Here is a 17,034-nt window from a genome sequence, read left to right as displayed (position 1 = left end):
CCGCCGGCCGTTCGCATCTCCCTCCGTTCAAGCCGCTCCGTTAGGGGTTTCTTATTGCAGGCCGGATAAAAAGCATGCATGTTATTCGGAAGCCAAAACTTACGTTTTGCCGGCCTTCGCCGGATCATCCACAATATCGGTATTGAGCGTGGAGAAGGGACCACGTACGAGCACATGATCAGTCTGCGATCCCACAAAGACGTTCTGATCGCCCTGGCAGGCGCCTGCGTCACAAGCCTGGCTCTGCTGATCGTCTCCCTTTATTCGCTCTGGAACATCGAAACTGACCGTCTTCAGCTCTCCCGCAACATAGCCCAACTCGCCGAGATCAGCGCGCCGGCGCTGGCGATCTCGCTGACCGCCGCCGATTACACGGCAATCGAGACGATCGCCGCCGCGATCAAGAGCTCGCCGGAAATAGAAAAGCTGGAAATCCGCGACCGGACGGGTGCGCTCGAACTGGCACTGGCAGACGAGAACATTGACGGCAGCCTCGCCTCCCTGACACGTCCGCTTCTTGCCGATCCGGCAAGCGGCGACGAACAGATCGGGCTCATCCGGCTTTATTTTTCCAACCGGACGGCGGCAGGCGTCGGTTTCTGGCTGATGAGCATTGCCGCGCTGGTGGCCACGATCTTTCTTTTCTGGGTGACCTGGCGCCTTGCCCGCACGTTCGGGCCACGCCCTGCGCCAAAATCCGTTCAGCCGAGAGAGACGGCCGGAATGCCGGGCGACGACAGCGGACTGCTGCCGAAAGGTATTTTCTCCATTTCGCAAAAGGAAACCGCCCCACCGTTCGGACACCTGTTCGAGAGCGAAACCCACATGGCCAGCCTGATCTCCGACGAGGGTCGGCTGGTGGCGGCCAGTGCGGCATGGCTCGCGCGAGGCGGTTATCGGCGCGAGGCGGTCAGCGGCGCTGACATCGCTGACTTCATCGTCGACCCGGACCGCGACATGATTACAAAACGCCTCGCTGACATGCGCACCGAACGCCGGCCGCAGAAGGGGACGTTGAGGTTCCGGCACGCCGATGGAACGGCTTCGGACGTCTGGTTTGCGGCTACCGCCGTGTCGACGCCGGAGGGCGAGACCTTCACGCTCGCCGTGACCCAGGACATCTCGGAGTTGACGGGTTTGTCGGGCAAGCCGGTGACGGCCGAATTTTCCGATTATCTCACGGGCCTTGCCAACCGGGTCGGCTTCGAGAAGATGCTTGCCAGCCTTGTTTCAGATGCTGCGCCGGAAAGCAGCCTCGCCTGTCTGGTCATCGACCTCGACCGCTTCAAATCCATCAATGATCACCACGGCTATAGCGCAGGAGAGGAACTGCTGCGCGCGTTTGTCAAACGCTCCAACCAAGCCTTGCAGAAGGCGGCGCTTTCGGCCCGGCTCGGAGGCGATGAATTCGCCATCGCCGTTGTCGGACCGGATGCGGCAATAACGGCCCGGTCGATCGCGGACGCGGTTCACGCAACGACCGCCGAACCGTTCCTGGTTGGTCCGGCCGCCATTACCGTCACCGCCAGCATCGGGATCGCGCATTTTCCCGAGGACGCAGCCGATGCCGACGACCTCATCCGGTTCGCAGCCATTGCCGCGACATCGCGCAAGGCAGAAGGCGGCAACGGCATCCGGGTCTTCGAGCCGCAGATGCTTGCAAGCCGCAAGAAGCGGACGGAGACGGAGGCCGACATTCTGCGCGGGGTTGAGGAAAATCTCTTCGAACCCAGCTTCCAGCCAATAACCTGTCTCGCGAGCGGCCAGATCATCGGTTTCGAGGCCCTGATGCGCCTTAATCATCCGGAAAAGGGCCTGATCCCCCCCGGCGAATTCATCGCCGTAGCGGAAGAAACCAAGTGGATCGATCATGCCGGCCGGCAGTTGTTTTCCAAGGCGCTGTCGGGTCTTTGCGCGCTCAGCAGGAAACGCGGAGACGACCGCCTTCATATCACCGTCAATCTATCTCCGGTTCAGCTTACGCCTGACAAGGTCGCTTTCATGGAGCGGGAGCTTGCGGCCTACGGCATCGATGCCAGCCGGCTCACGGTCGAGATCACCGAGGCGGTTTTCATGGAGGATAATGACCGCATCTCCGAAAGCCTGCGCAGGCTGAAGGAGATGGGATGCAGGATCGCGCTCGATGATTTCGGCACGGGTTACTCCTCTCTTGCCTATCTAACCCGTTTTCACGTCGACACGATCAAGATCGACCAGACCTTCACCAAGGGGCTGACGCACAGCGACCCCGCCCTCGCCGCCCGCAGCAGGCGGTTGATCGAAGGCATTGTTGCGATCGCCCGGAAAATGGACTGCACGATGGTCGCAGAAGGGGTGGAAGATGAGGAGCAGTCTCTTCAGGTGCTCACCATCGGGGTCCAGTACGGTCAGGGCTACCTGTTTGCGCCGCCGCTTCCCCTTCACGAGGCTCTGAAGCGCGTCTAGACGACCGACGATACGGCACAACGGCACTTTCCGACGCTCTGCCGCGTCTCATGCGGATATTGACATGCGCGCGCAAACGCGGTGGAACAGAGCCGCTATTCACAAGGGACGGCAATTCATGTTCATCATCGCGGGTCTCGGCAATCCCGGCGGCCAATATGCCGGCAACCGGCACAATATCGGCTTCATGGCCGTGGAAGCGATCGCCGAGGAGAACGGGTTTTCGCCATGGTCGGCCAAATTCAAGGGCCTGATTTCCGAGGGCAGCATTGCCGGCGAAAAAATACTCCTGATCAAGCCGCAGACCTTCATGAACCTGTCCGGCGAAAGCGTCGGCGAGGCGCTGCGCTTCTACAAGCTTTCGCTTGAGGATCTCCTGGTCATCTATGACGAGCTCGACCTGATCCCCGGCAAGGCACGGATGAAGACAGGCGGCGGCTCCGGCGGGCATAACGGCATCAAATCGATCGACGCTCATTGCGGCAAGGACTACCGGCGCCTGCGCCTCGGCATAGGCCATCCCGGCGACAAGGCCCGCGTCCACGGCCACGTTCTCGGCAATTTCGCAAGGTCCGATAGCGAATGGCTGGAGCCGCTACTGGAGGGCATTGCCAAAAACACCGACCTTCTCGTGCGCGGTGAAGACTCGCAATTCATGAACAGAATAGCGCTTGTCGGCAATACAACCTCGGCAAAACCCGCTCCGAAGCCCGCAGCCAAGCCCAAAGCTCAATCCCATATCCACAAGGCGCGTCAGCGCGGCCAGCAAAAAATGCCCGAGAGCGGCCCGATGGCCGATATGCTGAAGAAGATGTTCGGCGGAAAAAAGGACTGAGAGCCGGCTTCTCAGTCCTCCGGCTCGGTGACGAACATCAGAGGGAAGCCTGCCTGCTTGGCGAGATCGATGGCTTCCTTGGCCTTGGTCTCGGCAATATCGCGACTGTAGACCGCGACCACGCACTTGCCCTTCTGATGGGCGGTCATCATGACGTTGTAGCCCTGTTCCTCACTCATGCGGAAAACAGCCTTCAGGATCACCAGCACGAATTCGCGCGGGGTAAAGTCGTCATTGACGAGAATGACCTTGTAAAGACGCGGCTTGGCGACCTTCAGCCTGGTCGTCGTCTTGCGTTTGGTATCGGAGCCCGTGTCGCTCATGGCTGACCCGTCCATTCCTTGTCATCGTTCGAAATGAGGAATAAGCGGCCGGCGCGCGCGCACTGTTCATGTCAGAAACTGACAAACCGCAATTGCCCTATTTTGCGCTTTAAGGCCCGATTTCGCAAGGGCCGCCCCGCAGAAAAGCCGCTCATTGGTGATGAGGCCTTGACCTTGGGCGCCTACATCGCCCATAGCCTCGGGCCAGGAAACGAATTTAAAAGCAGGATATCCCCATGGGCTTCAAATGCGGAATTGTCGGCCTGCCCAATGTAGGCAAGTCGACCCTTTTCAACGCGCTGACCAAGACCGCCGCAGCTCAGGCCGCCAACTATCCCTTCTGCACGATCGAGCCCAATACCGGCGAGGTTGCCGTCCCCGATCCGCGAATGGCAGCCCTTGCAAAGATCGCCGGCTCGAAGGAAATCATTCCGACCCGCATCTCCTTCGTGGATATTGCAGGCCTGGTACGCGGCGCCTCCAAGGGCGAAGGTCTCGGCAACCAGTTCCTCGCCAATATCCGCGAGGTCGATGCCGTTGTTCATGTTCTGCGCTGTTTCGAGGATGACGACATCACCCATGTCGAAGGCCGGATCGATCCGGTTGCCGACGCCGATACGATCGAAACCGAACTGATGCTTGCCGACCTTGAAAGCCTGGAACGCCGGGTCGACCAGATCCGCAAGCGCGCGACCGGCAAGGACAAGGAAGCGCTCGCCGTGCTTCCGGTGATGGAAGCATCGCTGAAGCTTCTGCAGGATGGCAAGCCGGTACGCTCGCTCTTGAACGAGCTGGACGCCGAGGACGTCAAAATCCTGAAAGGCCTGAACCTCCTGACGTCGAAGCCGGTGCTGTACGTCTGCAATGTCGCCGAAGGCGATGCGGCGAAAGGCAATGCGCAGACGGTAAAAGTAGCCGCCATGGCCGCTGAACAGTCTGCCGGGACCGTTATCATTTCGGCTGCCATCGAGGCCGAAGTTGCCCAGCTCGACGCCGAGGAAGCGGAGATGTTCCTCTCCGAGATGGGCCTGGAGGAAGCTGGCCTCGACCGCCTGATCCGCGCCGGCTACGAGCTTCTGGACCTGATTACCTATTTCACCGTCGGTCCCAAGGAAACCCGCGCCTGGACCATCCGTCGCGGCACCAAGGCGCCGGCCGCCGCCGGCGTGATCCACACCGATTTCGAACGCGGCTTCATCCGCGCCTTCACGATCGCCTATGACGACTTCATCGCCTTCAAGGGCGAGACCGGCGCCAAGGAAGCCGGCAAGGCCCGCGACGAAGGCAAGGAGTATGTGGTTCAGGACGGCGACGTCATCCACTTCCGGTTCAATACGTAAGCCAGAGCGACATGAAATGCATATTAAAGGCCGGTCCGGATACGACCGGCCTTTCCTTTTGGCTTGAAGGTGATCCCTTCCTGCCCCACCTTCTCAGCAACGAAATTCCTTACCTGCAACAACAACCGGGCGAACAGATGAGCATCTACGACTTCTCAGCCAAGAGCATTGACGGCCGGACCGTCGCGCTTTCCGAATACAAGGGCCATGTGCTCCTGATCGTCAACACGGCAAGCGAATGCGGCTTCACGCCGCAATATGAAGGGCTGGAAATGCTGCAGAAGAAATACAGCGAGCAGGCCTTTTCCGTGCTTGGCTTTCCCTGCAACCAGTTCGGCGGCCAGGAGCCGGGGGACGAGGACGAGATCGACTATTTCTGCAAGACCCAGTACGGCATCGATTTCCCGATGTTCGCCAAGGTCGACGTCAACGGCGACGATGCCCATCCGCTGTTCAAATATCTGAAGAAGGAGCGGCCGGGCTTTCTCGGCTCCGGGATCATCAAGTGGAATTTCACCAAATTCCTGATCGGCCGAAATGGCGAGCCGATCAAACGCTTTGCCCCGACCATCAACCCTGAGGACCTTCAGGATGACATCAACGACGCGCTGGCCGCCGCCAGGGACTGAATGCCTCCTGCGAAGGCCTCAGTGGCCTTCGTACTGCACCAGCGAGCGAACCTCGACATCCATGGCTTCGAGCTTCTTGCGACCGGGAAGATCCTTCAGATCGATGATGAAGCAGGCCGAGACGATCTCCGCGCCGATCTGGCGGAGGAGCTTGACCGCGCCTTCGGCCGTACCGCCGGTGGCAATGAGATCATCGACGAGAATGACCTTCTCACCCGGTTTGACGGCATCGACATGCATTTCCATCTCATCTTCGCCATACTCAAGCGAATAAGTCATGGAGACGGTCTTGTCGGGCAGCTTGCCCTTCTTGCGGATCGGCACGAAGCCTGCTGAAAGCTGGTGCGCAAGTGCGCCGCCCAGAATGAAACCCCGCGCCTCGATGCCCGCGATCTTGTCGATTTTCATGCCGACATAAGGCTGAACCAGTTCATCAACGGCCCGGCGAAAGGCCCGCGCATCGCCCAGAAGGGTGGTGATGTCACGAAAGATGATACCGGGCTTCGGGTAATCCGGAATCGAGCGAATGGCATTGAGCAATTCAGGATTGGGATTCATCTACTGACGTCCTTTTGTCGGGCTTTGGTCCAGGCAATACGGTCGGGCAGTCCATGAAAAAAGGCGGTCCGCACCGCCTTTCCTTTCTTCACGCTTGAGCACGAAAAATCAATCGTGCTTGCGTGCATAGACCGATTTTTTCGTGAGGAACACGAGAACAGCCATGATCACCAGGAAAACCATGACCACGAGACCGGTCTGCTTGCGATCCTCCAGCTTCGGTTCCGCCGTCCACATCAGGAAGGCGGCAACGTCGCGCGCATACTGGTCCACCGTCTCCGGCGCGCCATCGTCGTAGGAGACGATTCCCTCGGAAAGCGGCGGCGCCATGGCGAGAGAGGCGGCATTGGCGAAATAGGGGTTGTAATGGGTCCCCGCCGGGATCTCGACGCCTTCCGGCGGCTCTTCATAGCCGGTCAGCAGAGCATGGATATAATCCGGCCCGCCTTCCTGATACTGGGTGAATATGTCGAAGATGAAGGTCGGGAAGCCGCGCGTGATGCCGCGCGCCTTGGCCATCAATGACAGATCCGGCGGGGCTGCGCCATTGTTGGACGCCGCGGCCTGTTCTGCATTCTCGAATGGCGCCGGGAAATAGTCCGACGGAATGCCCGGCCGCATATACATGTTGCCGTCATTGTCAGGCCCGGCCTCGATCTCGTATTCGGCGGCAAAGGCCTTCACCTGTTCCTCGGAATAGCCCAGCCCTGAAAGCGTGCGGAAGGCAACCAGATCGAGCGAATGGCAGGCGGAACAGACATCCTTGTAGACCTTCAGGCCGCGCTGGAGCTGGCCGCGGTCATAGGTGCCAAGCGGGCCGGCGAAACTCCAGTCCATCTGTTCGGGATGCTCCAGCGGATAATGCGGCGTGCCGCCCTCTTCCCCCTCTTCCGCAGCCAAGGCGGACGAAAGACAGAAGGGTGAAAGGAGTGCCGAAAACAGAACGGTGGCGATAAGCTTTTTCATGGTTTTTCCCCTCTCGCCACGCATCACGTATTGCTCTCGGCCGGCTTCTTGCGCGCGGCCTCCTTCTCGAGCACCGCCTCGGTAATCGAGTTCGGTACCCGGGTCGGGTTCTCGATCAGGCCGAGCACCGGCATCAGCACCAGGAAAAACCCGAAATAGAAGAGCGTTCCAAGCTGAGACATGACCACGAACACGCCCTCGGCGGGTTGCGAGCCGAGCCAGCCGAGCATGATCGCATTGGCAACGAACAGCCAGAAGAACAGCTTGAACCACGGACGATAGGCAGCCGAGCGGACCTTTGACGTATCGAGCCAGGGCAGGAAGAACAGGATGATGATCGAACCGAACATTACCAGAACGCCACCGAGTTTGGAATCGATCGGGCCGATATCGAAGGTGATCGCCCTCAGCATCGCGTAGAAGGGCAGGTAATACCACTCCGGCACGATGTGGGACGGCGTCTTCATCGAGTCGGCCGGGATGTAGTTGTCCGGATGGCCGAGATAGTTCGGCATGTAGAAGATGAACCAGACATAGGCGATCAGGAAGATCGTCACGCCGAAGGCGTCCTTCAGCGTAGCATAGGGCGTGAACGGCACCGTATCGCTCTTCTGCTTGACCTCGACGCCCGTCGGGTTGGTCTGGCCGGTCACATGCAGCGCCCAGATATGCAGAACCACGACGCCGGCAATCATGAAGGGCAGCAGATAATGCAGTGCGAAGAAGCGCTGCAGCGTCGGCTCGCCGACGGCAAATCCGCCAAGCAGAAGCTGCTGGACCCAGTCGCCGATCAGTGGAAAGGCGGTGAAGAAGCCGGTGATCACGGTCGCGCCCCAGAACGACATCTGGCCCCAGGGCAGGACATAGCCCATGAAGCCGGTCGCCATCATGAGCAGATAGATCACCACGCCGAGCATCCAGAGAATTTCGCGCGGCGCCTTGTAGGAGCCATAATAAAGCCCGCGGGCGATATGCAGATAAACGGCGATGAAGAAGAACGACGCACCGTTTGCATGCATGTAGCGCAGCATCCAACCGTAATTCACATCGCGCATGATCTTCTCGACCGACAGGAAGGCGGCGGAAGTCGACGATGTGTAGTGCATCGCCAGCACGATGCCGGTCACGATCTGCACCAGCAGCATGACCGAAAGCATGGCGCCGAACGTGTAGGCGTAATTCAGATTGCGCGGAACGGGATAGGAAACGAAGCTGTCATACAGCATGCGGGGCAGCGGCAGTCGCGCATCCACCCATTTCGACACGCCATTCTTCGGCACATAGCTCGAGTGTCCACTCATGATTCAGTCTCTCCCCCTCAACCGATCCTGATCACAGTGTCGGACGTAAATGCGTATAGCGGAATGGCAAGGTTCTGCGGCGCGGGGCCCTTGCGGATGCGGCCAGCCGTGTCGTAGTGCGAGCCATGACAGGGACAGAACCATCCGCCGAAATCGCCGGCCTGGCCGAGCGGAATGCAGCCGAGATGGGTGCATGACCCGATCATCACGATCCAGTTTTCCTTGGCTTCGCCGGCGGAACGGTCGACATCGGTCGCCGGAGAACCCGCAGGCAGGTTCTCGTTGCGCGCTTCCGGGTCCTTGAGATCGGAAAGCGGCACCTCCTTTGCCTCTTCGATCTCGCGCTCCGTGCGATTGCGGATGAAAACCGGCTTGCCGCGCCACTTCACCGTCAGCGACATTCCGGGCTCGAGGCTGGAAACGTCCACTTCGACGGTCGAAAGGGCCAGCGTCGACGCATCCGGCCGCATCTGGTCGATGAACGGCCAGGCGACGGCTGCCGCCCCCACCGCAGCGGCCACGCCGGTTGTCAGATACAGAAAATCGCGCCGGGTCGGTTCGCCGGAATGATCCGTCGAAACAGTCTCGTCTTGCACCGCTATCCCTCCATCAGCTGATGCCGTTGCCTGCGGTGACGTCCCTCCTTCGCACAAAAAGCGAAAGCGCCATGGCAACGTTCATATGATCGCCAAGTTTTATGCATGATTATTTAGGATGTCCAGTGTTTGACCAATTTCAATCACAGGCAATGGTTATCGTCTGTGAACCGAGCGGAAACGGCCGACCCGCCGCCATGCCGCGCTGCAACCGGAAAACCGGCAAACGCCTATTCCCCGTCGTCGAGTTCGGGCAGGAAACCGCCGGACTGCCGGGCCCAGAGAGAAGCGTAAAGCCCGCCCTTCTCGATCAGTGCATCATGGGTGCCTTCCTCGACGATCCGGCCCTTGTCCATGACGATCAGCCGGTCAAGCGCCGCGATCGTCGACAGGCGGTGGGCGATGGCGAGCACGGTCTTGCCCTCCATCAGTTTCATCAGATTGGCCTGGATCGCGGCCTCGACCTCCGAATCGAGCGCCGAGGTCGCCTCGTCGAGAACGAGGATCGGCGCGTCCTTCAGCATCACCCGCGAAATGGCAATACGCTGGCGCTGGCCGCCGGAAAGCTTCACCCCGCGCTCGCCGACATAGGCATCAAGCCCCTTGCGCCCGCGCAGATCGGCCAGATCGCCGATGAAACCGTCAGCCTCCGCCCGCTCGACCGCCTCCCACAACATGTCGTCGCCGGCATTTTCATTGCCGAAACGGATATTGTCGCGGATCGGGCGATGCAGCAGGCCGGTATCCTGGGTCACCATGCCGATCCCCGCCCGCAGGCTTTCCTGCGTCACATCGGCAACATTCTGGCCGTCGATCAGGATACGGCCGCTGTCGACATCATAGAAACGCAGCAGCAGGTTGACGAGCGTCGACTTTCCAGCCCCGGAGCGCCCGACAATACCGACCTTCTCGCCGGCGCGCACGTCAAGCGAAAAGTCGCGGATCACGCCCTTGCCGCCGTCATAGCCGAAGCTGACATTGTCGAAGCGGATTGCCGGATTGCGCAGAACGAGCGGCACGGCGTCCGGCTTGTCGACCAGCCCGATTGGCTGCGAGATCAGTTCGGCGGAATTCTGGATAGTGCCGATCGCACGCATGATGCCGTTCAGCTGCATCATCAGCCGGCCGAGCAGCATGGAAAGGCGAAGCGACAGGCCGAGCGTGAAGGCGACATCGCCCGAGGTGATATCGCTGGAAAACCAGAGATGCACCGAGAGCGCCGCAATCGCCGTGATCATCACGCCCGACAACAGGCTGAGCGAGGCCCTGACCCCGGTGATCAGCCGGGTAAAGGCCTGAACGCGAGCGATCAGCCGCTCGAAGCCGCCGCGCATATAGCCGTCATTGCCCTCGTCGCTGCCGAAGAGCTTGAGGGTCAGGATGTTCGAGAAAGAATCGACCATCCGCCCGGACATCATCGAATTGGCTTCAGCCAGCTCGCGGGCGTTTTCGCGGATGCGCGGCACGAAGAAGCGCGCCAGAATGGCGAAGATCGCGATCCAGAGCGCGATCAGCGCCGCCAGCCGCCAGTCGAGGGCAGCCACCAGCGCCATGGTCGAGATCGCGTAGATCGCCATGAACCAGACGACCTGCAGCAGCGACGACATCAGGTCGCCGATCGATTGGCCAGCCGCCGTCACCTTGGTGACGATCCGTCCGGCGAAATCGTTCTGGAAGAAATCGAGCGATTGCCGCGCCACATAGCGGTAGGACTGCCAGCGCACCAGATTGTTGAAGCCGGGAACGATCGTTTGTTCCTCGATCAGCATCTGCAGCGTGGTCAGCCCGACGCGGACGACCACCATGGCAAAGGCCATGCCGATCAGCACCCAGCCGTATTCGGCCATCAGCCCCGACCAGCCCGCCTCACGCGGCGTTCCATCGAGAATGTCGATCAGCACGCCCATGAACCAGAAGGAGGCCGATTCCATGATCGCCACGCCCCCGCCGACGACAAGCATGGCGAAGAAGGGCCACTTCGCCTGACGCAGGAAATACCAGAGAAACGGGACAAGCTTCTCCGGCGGCCGCTCAGGCGTATGGTCGGCCAGCGGATCGATCCACCGCTCGAACAGGTCTGCAATGCGCTGAAATATCATGGCGAAAAGAGATACAGGGATTCGGCAGGCGCGCCAATTATCGTTTGATCAAAAGAGAGTGGACAGCCGGGTCGCCTTTCCACCCCGCAGGGACTGTTTCAACAGCAACAAAGGCTTCCCGCATGGCCCTGGACCCCGGCTCAAGGCCGGGGTGACGGGAGAGGGTGTTAGAGGAACAGGGGCGTTATCCGTTTACTCACCGACCAACCGTATCCGTCATCCCGGCCTTGAGCCGGGATCCAGGGCCAAATGGAAAGCGCTTGCCTATTTGGGCTCTTCATCAGAACCTCATCGCATGAAAGGCTATGTCTACATCCTCGCCTCGAAACCGAACGGTACGCTTTACACCGGCGTAACCAGCGATCTCGCGCGCCGCCTCTATGAGCATCAGCATGGCCTGACGCCCGGCTACACCCAGCGCTACGGTGTCAAAACGTTGGTCTGGTTCGAGGAGCATGACCTCGTGACCGATGCAATCAACCGCGAGAAAACAATCAAGAAGTGGCCACGGGCATGGAAGCTGCATCTGATCGAAACGAGCAATCCCCAATGGCGTGACATTTCCCACCACCTGTTGTGATCACGGCGAGGTTTCCCCGCGTGGCCCTGGATCCCGGCTCAAGGCCGGGATGACGGGAGAGGAGAGGCTGAGATAAAAGAGAGCGTGCCTGTCTGGTTGCTTTCTCTCCCGATCCTCCGTCACCCCGGCCTTGAGCCGGGGTCCAGGGCCACATGGAAAGCGCTGGCGTCATCCAGCATCGCCCTGCGGTCTCGGGCAAGTGAAAGCGTCACAAAACCTGCCCCATAACCGAAACGGGCCCACCATCTCTGGCAGGCCCGTCCTTTGTCACTCCGCAGCCTCTCCGGCCACCGTGTCGTCTTCGGCGAGGAAGCCGCCGGACTGGCGTTTCCAGAGGTCGGCATAGATGCCGCCGGCCTCGACGAGTGCCTGATGCGTGCCGGTCTCTATGATCTCGCCCTTGTCGAGAACGACGAGCCGGTCCATTTCCGTCAGCGTCGACAGCCGGTGGGCGATCGCGATCACGGTCTTGCCCTCCATCAGCCCGAACAGGCTTTCCTGGATGGCCGCCTCGACCTCGGAATCAAGCGCCGAGGTCGCCTCGTCCAGCACCAGGATCGGCGCGTCCTTCAGGAAAACGCGGGCGATCGCAATACGCTGGCGCTGGCCGCCGGAAAGCTTCACCCCGCGCTCGCCGACATGGGCGTCAAGGCCGGTGCGGCCCTGCATGTCGGAAAGCCCTTCGACAAAGTCCCAGGCGTTCGCGCGCTTGGCGGCGGCAATCACCTCCTCGTCGCTGGCGCCCGGGCGGCTGTAGGCGATATTGTCCCGGATGGAGCGGTGCAGCAGGGAGGTATCCTGCGTCACCACGCCGATCATGGAACGCAGGCTGTCCTGCGATACCTTCGAGACATCCTGGCCATCGATGGTGATCTTCCCGCCCTCCAGATCGAAGAAGCGCAGCAGGAGGTTCATCATCGTCGTCTTGCCGGCGCCGGAGCGTCCGACAAGGCCGACCTTCTCGCCCGGCTTGATGGTGAGCGACAGGCCGGAGATCACGCCGCCTTCCTTGCCGTAGTGGAAGGAGATGTCGTCATAGACGATCTCGCCCTTGTTGACGGCGAGCGGCTTTGCACCGTCGGCATCAACCAGTTCGTGCTTCTTCGCCATCATCGACATGCCGTCATAGACCGTGCCGATGTTTTCGAAGAGGCCTGTGACCTCCCACATGATCCACTGCGACATGCCGCCGATACGCATGACAAGGCCGAGCGTCAGCGCGATGGCGCCGACGGTGATGCTGCTCTCGAGCCAGAAACGGATCGCCAGAGCGCTGACTGCAAAGAGCGCCACCGCATTGTTTATGTAGACCAGCGCCTGGAACTGCGTCACGCGCCGCATCTGGCGATAGACGGTGTCCAGGAAGCCATCCATGCCTTCTCGCGCGAAAAGCTCCTCCCGGCCGGCATGCGAGAACAGCTTGACGGTGGCGATATTGGTGTAGCTGTCGACCACCCGGCCCGTCATCAGCGAGCGCGCATCGGCTTGATCGGCCGAGATCTTGCGCAGACGCGGAATGAAGTACCAGAGCAGGACGGCATAGACGACGATCCAGACCAAGAGTGGAATGACGAGACGCCTGTCGGCAGCAGCCACGATGAAGATCATCGAAACGAAATAGGTGATGACGTAGACGAACATGTCGAGCGCCTTCATCACCGTTTCGCGGATCGCCAGCGAGGTCTGCATGACCTTCTGCGAGACCCGACCCGCAAACTCGTTGGCAAAAAAGTTCATCGAATGGCGCAGCACATAACGATGCATCTGCCAGCGGCTGATCATCGGCAGATTGCCCAGGAGCACCTGATGGATCAGCAGCGAGGAGAAGATCGTCAGCCCAGGCAGCAACACCAGGACCAGCGCGCCCATGAAGGCGAGCCGCCAGCCTTCATCCGCAAGGAAGGTCTCGCGGTCGGCCGTCGACAGCCAGTCGACGATATCGCCGAGGAAGCGGAACAGGTAAACCTCTCCGAAGGCAACCAGCGCGGCAATGAAAGCCATCAGTGCCAGATAGGGGGCGGCAGGCTTCGAATAGTGCCACAGAAACGGGATCAGGCCAGAGGGCGGCGCGGTGGGCTCTGCCTCGGGATAGGGATTGAGACGGGTTTCAAACCAGCGAAACATGATCGGACTCCAATGCCTCCCGGACGCTCCTGCAGAAAAGAGCACGATATGTCCGCGCGAACGGACCCGGGAATGGAACAGCGGCCGTTTTCACACGGACGCGTTAATTCGAATGATTAAATAGGAAAGAGGAAGGTCGTGTGAAAGGTCACACGGTGCGGCGCGGTGGAACGCGGAGCACTACAAAGCCAGTGATGTTCATCATGCCATGCTCCTTTCGCCGGTTAGAGAAACGCCGCCCTTATAGCGCCTTCCCCTGAAGCTGGCTACAGACGGCACCGTTGAAAACGGCATTTGCGAGAGGATTGTTGCCGCTCGGCAACGCTTTTGGCGCGCTTTCGTGGCGCGGCCGGCCTTGTGCGCGGCCCAATGTGTCGTGATAGATGGACCGGACGGGAATCGTATGGAAGGATCGCGGTGTTCGCCAAAGCCCAGTGGCTCCACAATCTCGCGCTGTTAAAACCCACGCCCTACCGGCCGTGGCGGCATTCGATCCGCCTTTCGCTGGGCACGGGCCTGCCTCTTCTTGCCGGGGCGATGACCGGCCATCAGGGACCGATGCTCTATGTGGCACTCGGCGGGTTTCTCGCGGCCGTCACGGTGCGGCTCGACCCTTACCGCGAGCGGTTCCGGCAATTGGGCATTTCCGCACTGATCGGCGCGACGGGGTGCCTGATCGGCCCTGAGGTCGGCGGCCACGGTCTCGTCACGATCGCTCTCCTGATGTTGATCGGCCTCATCTCGGGCCTCATCAGCGGCTATGGCGCGGCCTTTTCCACCGGCGCGCTCAACATGCTTGTGCTGGCGGTGGTCAATGCCCATGCGCCATCGGCAGTGCCGTCATGGCTGGTGTTTGTCTGCTTTCTCTCCGGCGCCGCATTCGTTGCCCTGATGCTGGGCATCGGGGCGTGGTTCGAGCGCGACCGGCCCGAGCGGCGCATGCTGGCCGATATTGTCGGCATGCTTGCAGAGCTTGCCCGCGCCTCGCAAGCCGTCGGCAAGGCTTCGACGCCGGAAAACCGCATGCGCATGATTGCCGCGCGGCGGGCGCTAGCTGACGCCACCAAGACCGCCTATGCGACACTGATCGAAAAGCGCAGCCACGGGCGCGCCCGCACCCGCTACGTGCTGAGAACGGCCGCAGTTCTCTCGCTGGTCAACCAGCTTTCCATGGCAATCATCACAGCCCGTGGCGATGACCGGCTTCTCAAGACGGCGCGAAAGCTTGAGGCCATGGCGCAGGCCTACATGACCCGCGCCAAGCAATCGCCGCAAGCAGTCGCAACCGACGAGGAAACCGGCGAAGCGATGCGGATCGCAGACCGCCTCGCCGCCGCCATGTGGCCTTCCTCTGCAGGACCGGAGCAGATGGAAGACCCACAGGCGAGCGGCGCGAGCGATGCGGTGTTTTCAGCAGGTCCTGGAACGCGCCTCGCCCGCCGGCTTGTTCTTGGCCGCGAGGTCGTGGTCTCCGCCTTCCGGCTCTCGCTCTGCATGGGGCTGGCGGTCGGCGTCGGCCGCCTGATCCCCGGCGACCACTCCTACTGGCTTCCGATGACGGTCGCGATCGTGCTCAAGCCCGATTTCGGCTCGGTTTTTCTGCGCGCCATCCATCGCAGCCTCGGCACGCTTGTCGGCGTGGGCATCGCCCTTGCCGTATCGGCGCTGGTCCCGCGCGGGGTCGCCTTCGTTCCGGTCATCATGGTTCTTTGCGCCATCATTCCCTTCGCCGGCCTGCGCAGTTACGCGGTGATGGTGACCTTCCTCACGCCCGTGATCCTGCTGATGATCGACATGGTGGCGCCGGGACCTGCGGCAAGCTACGACATCCAGAGGCTGGCCGACACGCTGGCCGGTTCGGCGATTGCGCTTGTGTTCGGCTATCTGATCTGGCCGCGTTCTCAGGAGGAGAGCCTCGGCAAGGCCTTTGCCGCCGCCATGAACAAGGTCGGGGCCTATCTTGCCGCCGCAACCGCGCCGAGACCCGATGACGACGCATCGCTTGCGAAGATGCGGCAGACGCTGACCAATTGCGAGTTTTCGGCCTCGCGGGCGCTTTCCGACCTTCGCACCGTGCTCGGCCGTCTGGTTGCCGAACCGCCGCCCGCCGGCCGCGAGGCCGCCGCCTGGTTTCCAGCGGTCGCCGGCGCGGAACGACTGTCCGACGCCATTACCGTTTATGCTGAAGGACGCAGGCTCGGCGATGCCCCGCCAGACGCGGAACGCGCCAGCCGTGCAGCGACAGCGCTCGCGTCGATGGCGGACGGCACACGGGCGGAGAAGGAATTCGGCGGGCGAGAAAAGGACGACCGGTTCGGCGACGTCGAGGCCGAGATCGCCTGGCTTCGGACGTATCTCAGACGTCGGCCGGGCCGCAAGCCGGTTCAAGCCGGTTCGCTCGAACCGTCCTTCAGATAGGACTGCGGAGGCACACCGAAATTGCGCCTGAAGGCGGCAACGAAGGCGCTGGCGCTGCGATAGCCGAGCAGGCTGGCGATCTCGACGCTGCTCTTGCCGTGACTGAGGTGATTGACGGCCTCCATCAGACGCAGGCGATTGCGCCATTCGGAAAAGCTGAGGCCCGTCTCCCGCCTGAACAGGCGTTCAAGCGTGCGGGTTCCGGCGCCGGCAAAGCGCGCAAGCTCCTCCAGATTGGCGTGATCATCAGGCCGCTCCAGCAGGCGACCGGTCACCCGCACAAGGCGCGGATCGCTGCCGGCAGGCAGACTGAGCGGCGCCGTCGGCAGAAAAGCGAGTTCATCGATGATGACGCCGGACAGCCGCGAAAGCCGGTCCCTGTTTCCCGAGAGGCCGAGTGCGCGAAACCTGAGGAGAAGCTGGCGCATCAGCGGCGTCATGTAGAGCACCTCGCAATGCCTGCCGCGAAGGTCCGTCACCGAAGGGTCGATATAGATGAAACAGGTCGAAACATCGGTTTCCATGACCACGGCATGGAAGACTTCGCCGGGGATCCAGACCGCATGGCTGGTTGGCGCCAGCCAGTGAGCGCCGCATGAATGCACCCTGAGAATGCCCTCTTCCGCCCATACGAGCTGGCCGCGCGGGTGGGCATGGGCGGTGCGACCAACCTCGCCGGCCCGCCAGCGCTGCGCCCGCACCGTCACCGGCCGGGCGGCATCAATGATCCAGCCCGGCCCGTCTTCCGGCATGACGGATGGCGTAAGTTCGATATCGTTTGGCATCATATAGCTGTTCCGTAATGGTCTTCCTACGCTTA

Annotated in this window: 14 protein-coding genes; 6 read left to right on the top strand and 8 right to left on the bottom strand. The window is 61.2% G+C overall.

Features of this window, described 5'->3' with window-relative positions; all coding sequences use genetic code 11:
• Window positions 1-174: 174 nt before the first annotated feature.
• Together GGR30_RS06935 and pth are read left to right on the top strand one after the other, a co-directional pair.
• Window positions 175-2,445 carry a putative bifunctional diguanylate cyclase/phosphodiesterase gene (locus GGR30_RS06935; RefSeq protein WP_183483900.1) on the top strand — a complete coding sequence of 757 codons (2,271 nt, stop codon included), beginning with the start codon at window positions 175-177 and terminating at the stop codon, window positions 2,443-2,445.
• Between the two features lie 118 nt (window positions 2,446-2,563).
• The gene (pth, locus tag GGR30_RS06930; protein ID WP_183483898.1) at window positions 2,564-3,280 is read left to right on the top strand and encodes an aminoacyl-tRNA hydrolase; all 717 of its coding nucleotides are present in this window, start codon (window positions 2,564-2,566) and stop codon (window positions 3,278-3,280) included.
• An 11-nt stretch (window positions 3,281-3,291) separates the two neighbouring features.
• Here the strand turns inward: pth and clpS are convergent, their stop codons facing one another.
• Window positions 3,292-3,603: an ATP-dependent Clp protease adapter ClpS gene (gene clpS / locus GGR30_RS06925; protein ID WP_183483896.1), complete on the bottom strand. Its 312-nt coding sequence runs from the start codon at window positions 3,601-3,603 to the stop codon at window positions 3,292-3,294.
• 236 nt (window positions 3,604-3,839) lie between these two features.
• On the opposite strand from clpS, the gene ychF reads away from it, so the two are divergent.
• Window positions 3,840-4,943, top strand: coding sequence for a redox-regulated ATPase YchF (gene ychF, locus GGR30_RS06920; protein WP_183483894.1), 1,104 nt, complete (start codon window positions 3,840-3,842; stop codon window positions 4,941-4,943).
• Window positions 4,944-5,080: 137 nt separating this feature from the next.
• Window positions 5,081-5,572 carry a glutathione peroxidase gene (locus GGR30_RS06915; protein ID WP_183483892.1) on the top strand — a complete coding sequence of 164 codons (492 nt, stop codon included), beginning with the start codon at window positions 5,081-5,083 and terminating at the stop codon, window positions 5,570-5,572.
• A gap of 18 nt (window positions 5,573-5,590) precedes the next feature.
• Here GGR30_RS06915 and GGR30_RS06910 read toward each other — a convergent pair whose 3' ends face one another.
• From GGR30_RS06910 to GGR30_RS06890, 5 genes are all read right to left on the bottom strand, one after another.
• Window positions 5,591-6,130, bottom strand: a complete 540-nt coding sequence (locus GGR30_RS06910) for an adenine phosphoribosyltransferase (protein ID WP_183483890.1) — start codon at window positions 6,128-6,130, stop codon at window positions 5,591-5,593.
• Between the two features lie 108 nt (window positions 6,131-6,238).
• The gene (locus GGR30_RS06905; RefSeq protein WP_183483887.1) at window positions 6,239-7,096 is read right to left on the bottom strand and encodes a cytochrome c1; all 858 of its coding nucleotides are present in this window, start codon (window positions 7,094-7,096) and stop codon (window positions 6,239-6,241) included.
• Between the two features lie 23 nt (window positions 7,097-7,119).
• Window positions 7,120-8,397, bottom strand: coding sequence for a cytochrome b (locus GGR30_RS06900; protein ID WP_183483885.1), 1,278 nt, complete (start codon window positions 8,395-8,397; stop codon window positions 7,120-7,122).
• Between the two features lie 17 nt (window positions 8,398-8,414).
• Window positions 8,415-8,993, bottom strand: a complete 579-nt coding sequence (petA, locus tag GGR30_RS06895; protein WP_183483883.1) for a ubiquinol-cytochrome c reductase iron-sulfur subunit — start codon at window positions 8,991-8,993, stop codon at window positions 8,415-8,417.
• 230 nt (window positions 8,994-9,223) lie between these two features.
• Window positions 9,224-11,092: an ABC transporter ATP-binding protein gene (locus GGR30_RS06890; RefSeq protein ID WP_183483881.1), complete on the bottom strand. Its 1,869-nt coding sequence runs from the start codon at window positions 11,090-11,092 to the stop codon at window positions 9,224-9,226.
• A gap of 295 nt (window positions 11,093-11,387) precedes the next feature.
• On the opposite strand from GGR30_RS06890, the gene GGR30_RS06885 reads away from it, so the two are divergent.
• Window positions 11,388-11,672 carry a GIY-YIG nuclease family protein gene (locus GGR30_RS06885; protein ID WP_183484106.1) on the top strand — a complete coding sequence of 95 codons (285 nt, stop codon included), beginning with the start codon at window positions 11,388-11,390 and terminating at the stop codon, window positions 11,670-11,672.
• A 267-nt stretch (window positions 11,673-11,939) separates the two neighbouring features.
• Here GGR30_RS06885 and GGR30_RS06880 read toward each other — a convergent pair whose 3' ends face one another.
• Window positions 11,940-13,796 (bottom strand): ABC transporter ATP-binding protein, encoded by a 1,857-nt coding sequence (locus tag GGR30_RS06880; RefSeq protein ID WP_183483879.1) that lies wholly within the window; start codon window positions 13,794-13,796, stop codon window positions 11,940-11,942.
• Window positions 13,797-14,213: 417 nt separating this feature from the next.
• On the opposite strand from GGR30_RS06880, the gene GGR30_RS06875 reads away from it, so the two are divergent.
• Window positions 14,214-16,214: an FUSC family protein gene (locus GGR30_RS06875; protein ID WP_183483877.1), complete on the top strand. Its 2,001-nt coding sequence runs from the start codon at window positions 14,214-14,216 to the stop codon at window positions 16,212-16,214.
• Here the strand turns inward: GGR30_RS06875 and GGR30_RS06870 are convergent.
• Entirely contained in the window at window positions 16,181-17,002 is an 822-nt protein-coding gene (locus GGR30_RS06870) for an AraC family transcriptional regulator (protein WP_210287963.1), read from the bottom strand. The genes GGR30_RS06875 and GGR30_RS06870 overlap by 34 nt on opposite strands.
• Between the last annotated feature and the right edge of the window lie 32 nt (window positions 17,003-17,034).

Origin of the sequence: Martelella radicis (assembly GCF_014196625.1) — a bacterium.
Lineage (GTDB): Bacteria > Pseudomonadota > Alphaproteobacteria > Rhizobiales > Rhizobiaceae > Martelella > Martelella radicis.
Note: the sequence above shows the minus strand (reverse complement) of the source record. Positions and strands in the feature narration are given on the sequence as shown.

Coding starts and splice junctions, on each gene's coding strand:
- GGR30_RS06935 (WP_183483900.1), top strand. CDS start 175: ATGATCAGTCTGCGATCCCACAAAGACGTTCTGATCGCCCTGGCAGGC.
- pth (WP_183483898.1), top strand. CDS start 2,564: ATGTTCATCATCGCGGGTCTCGGCAATCCCGGCGGCCAATATGCCGGC.
- clpS (WP_183483896.1), bottom strand. CDS start 3,603: ATGAGCGACACGGGCTCCGATACCAAACGCAAGACGACGACCAGGCTG.
- ychF (WP_183483894.1), top strand. CDS start 3,840: ATGGGCTTCAAATGCGGAATTGTCGGCCTGCCCAATGTAGGCAAGTCG.
- GGR30_RS06915 (WP_183483892.1), top strand. CDS start 5,081: ATGAGCATCTACGACTTCTCAGCCAAGAGCATTGACGGCCGGACCGTC.
- GGR30_RS06910 (WP_183483890.1), bottom strand. CDS start 6,130: ATGAATCCCAATCCTGAATTGCTCAATGCCATTCGCTCGATTCCGGAT.
- GGR30_RS06905 (WP_183483887.1), bottom strand. CDS start 7,096: ATGAAAAAGCTTATCGCCACCGTTCTGTTTTCGGCACTCCTTTCACCC.
- GGR30_RS06900 (WP_183483885.1), bottom strand. CDS start 8,397: ATGAGTGGACACTCGAGCTATGTGCCGAAGAATGGCGTGTCGAAATGG.
- GGR30_RS06890 (WP_183483881.1), bottom strand. CDS start 11,092: ATGATATTTCAGCGCATTGCAGACCTGTTCGAGCGGTGGATCGATCCG.
- GGR30_RS06885 (WP_183484106.1), top strand. CDS start 11,388: ATGAAAGGCTATGTCTACATCCTCGCCTCGAAACCGAACGGTACGCTT.
- GGR30_RS06880 (WP_183483879.1), bottom strand. CDS start 13,796: ATGTTTCGCTGGTTTGAAACCCGTCTCAATCCCTATCCCGAGGCAGAG.
- GGR30_RS06870 (WP_210287963.1), bottom strand. CDS start 17,002: ATGATGCCAAACGATATCGAACTTACGCCATCCGTCATGCCGGAAGAC.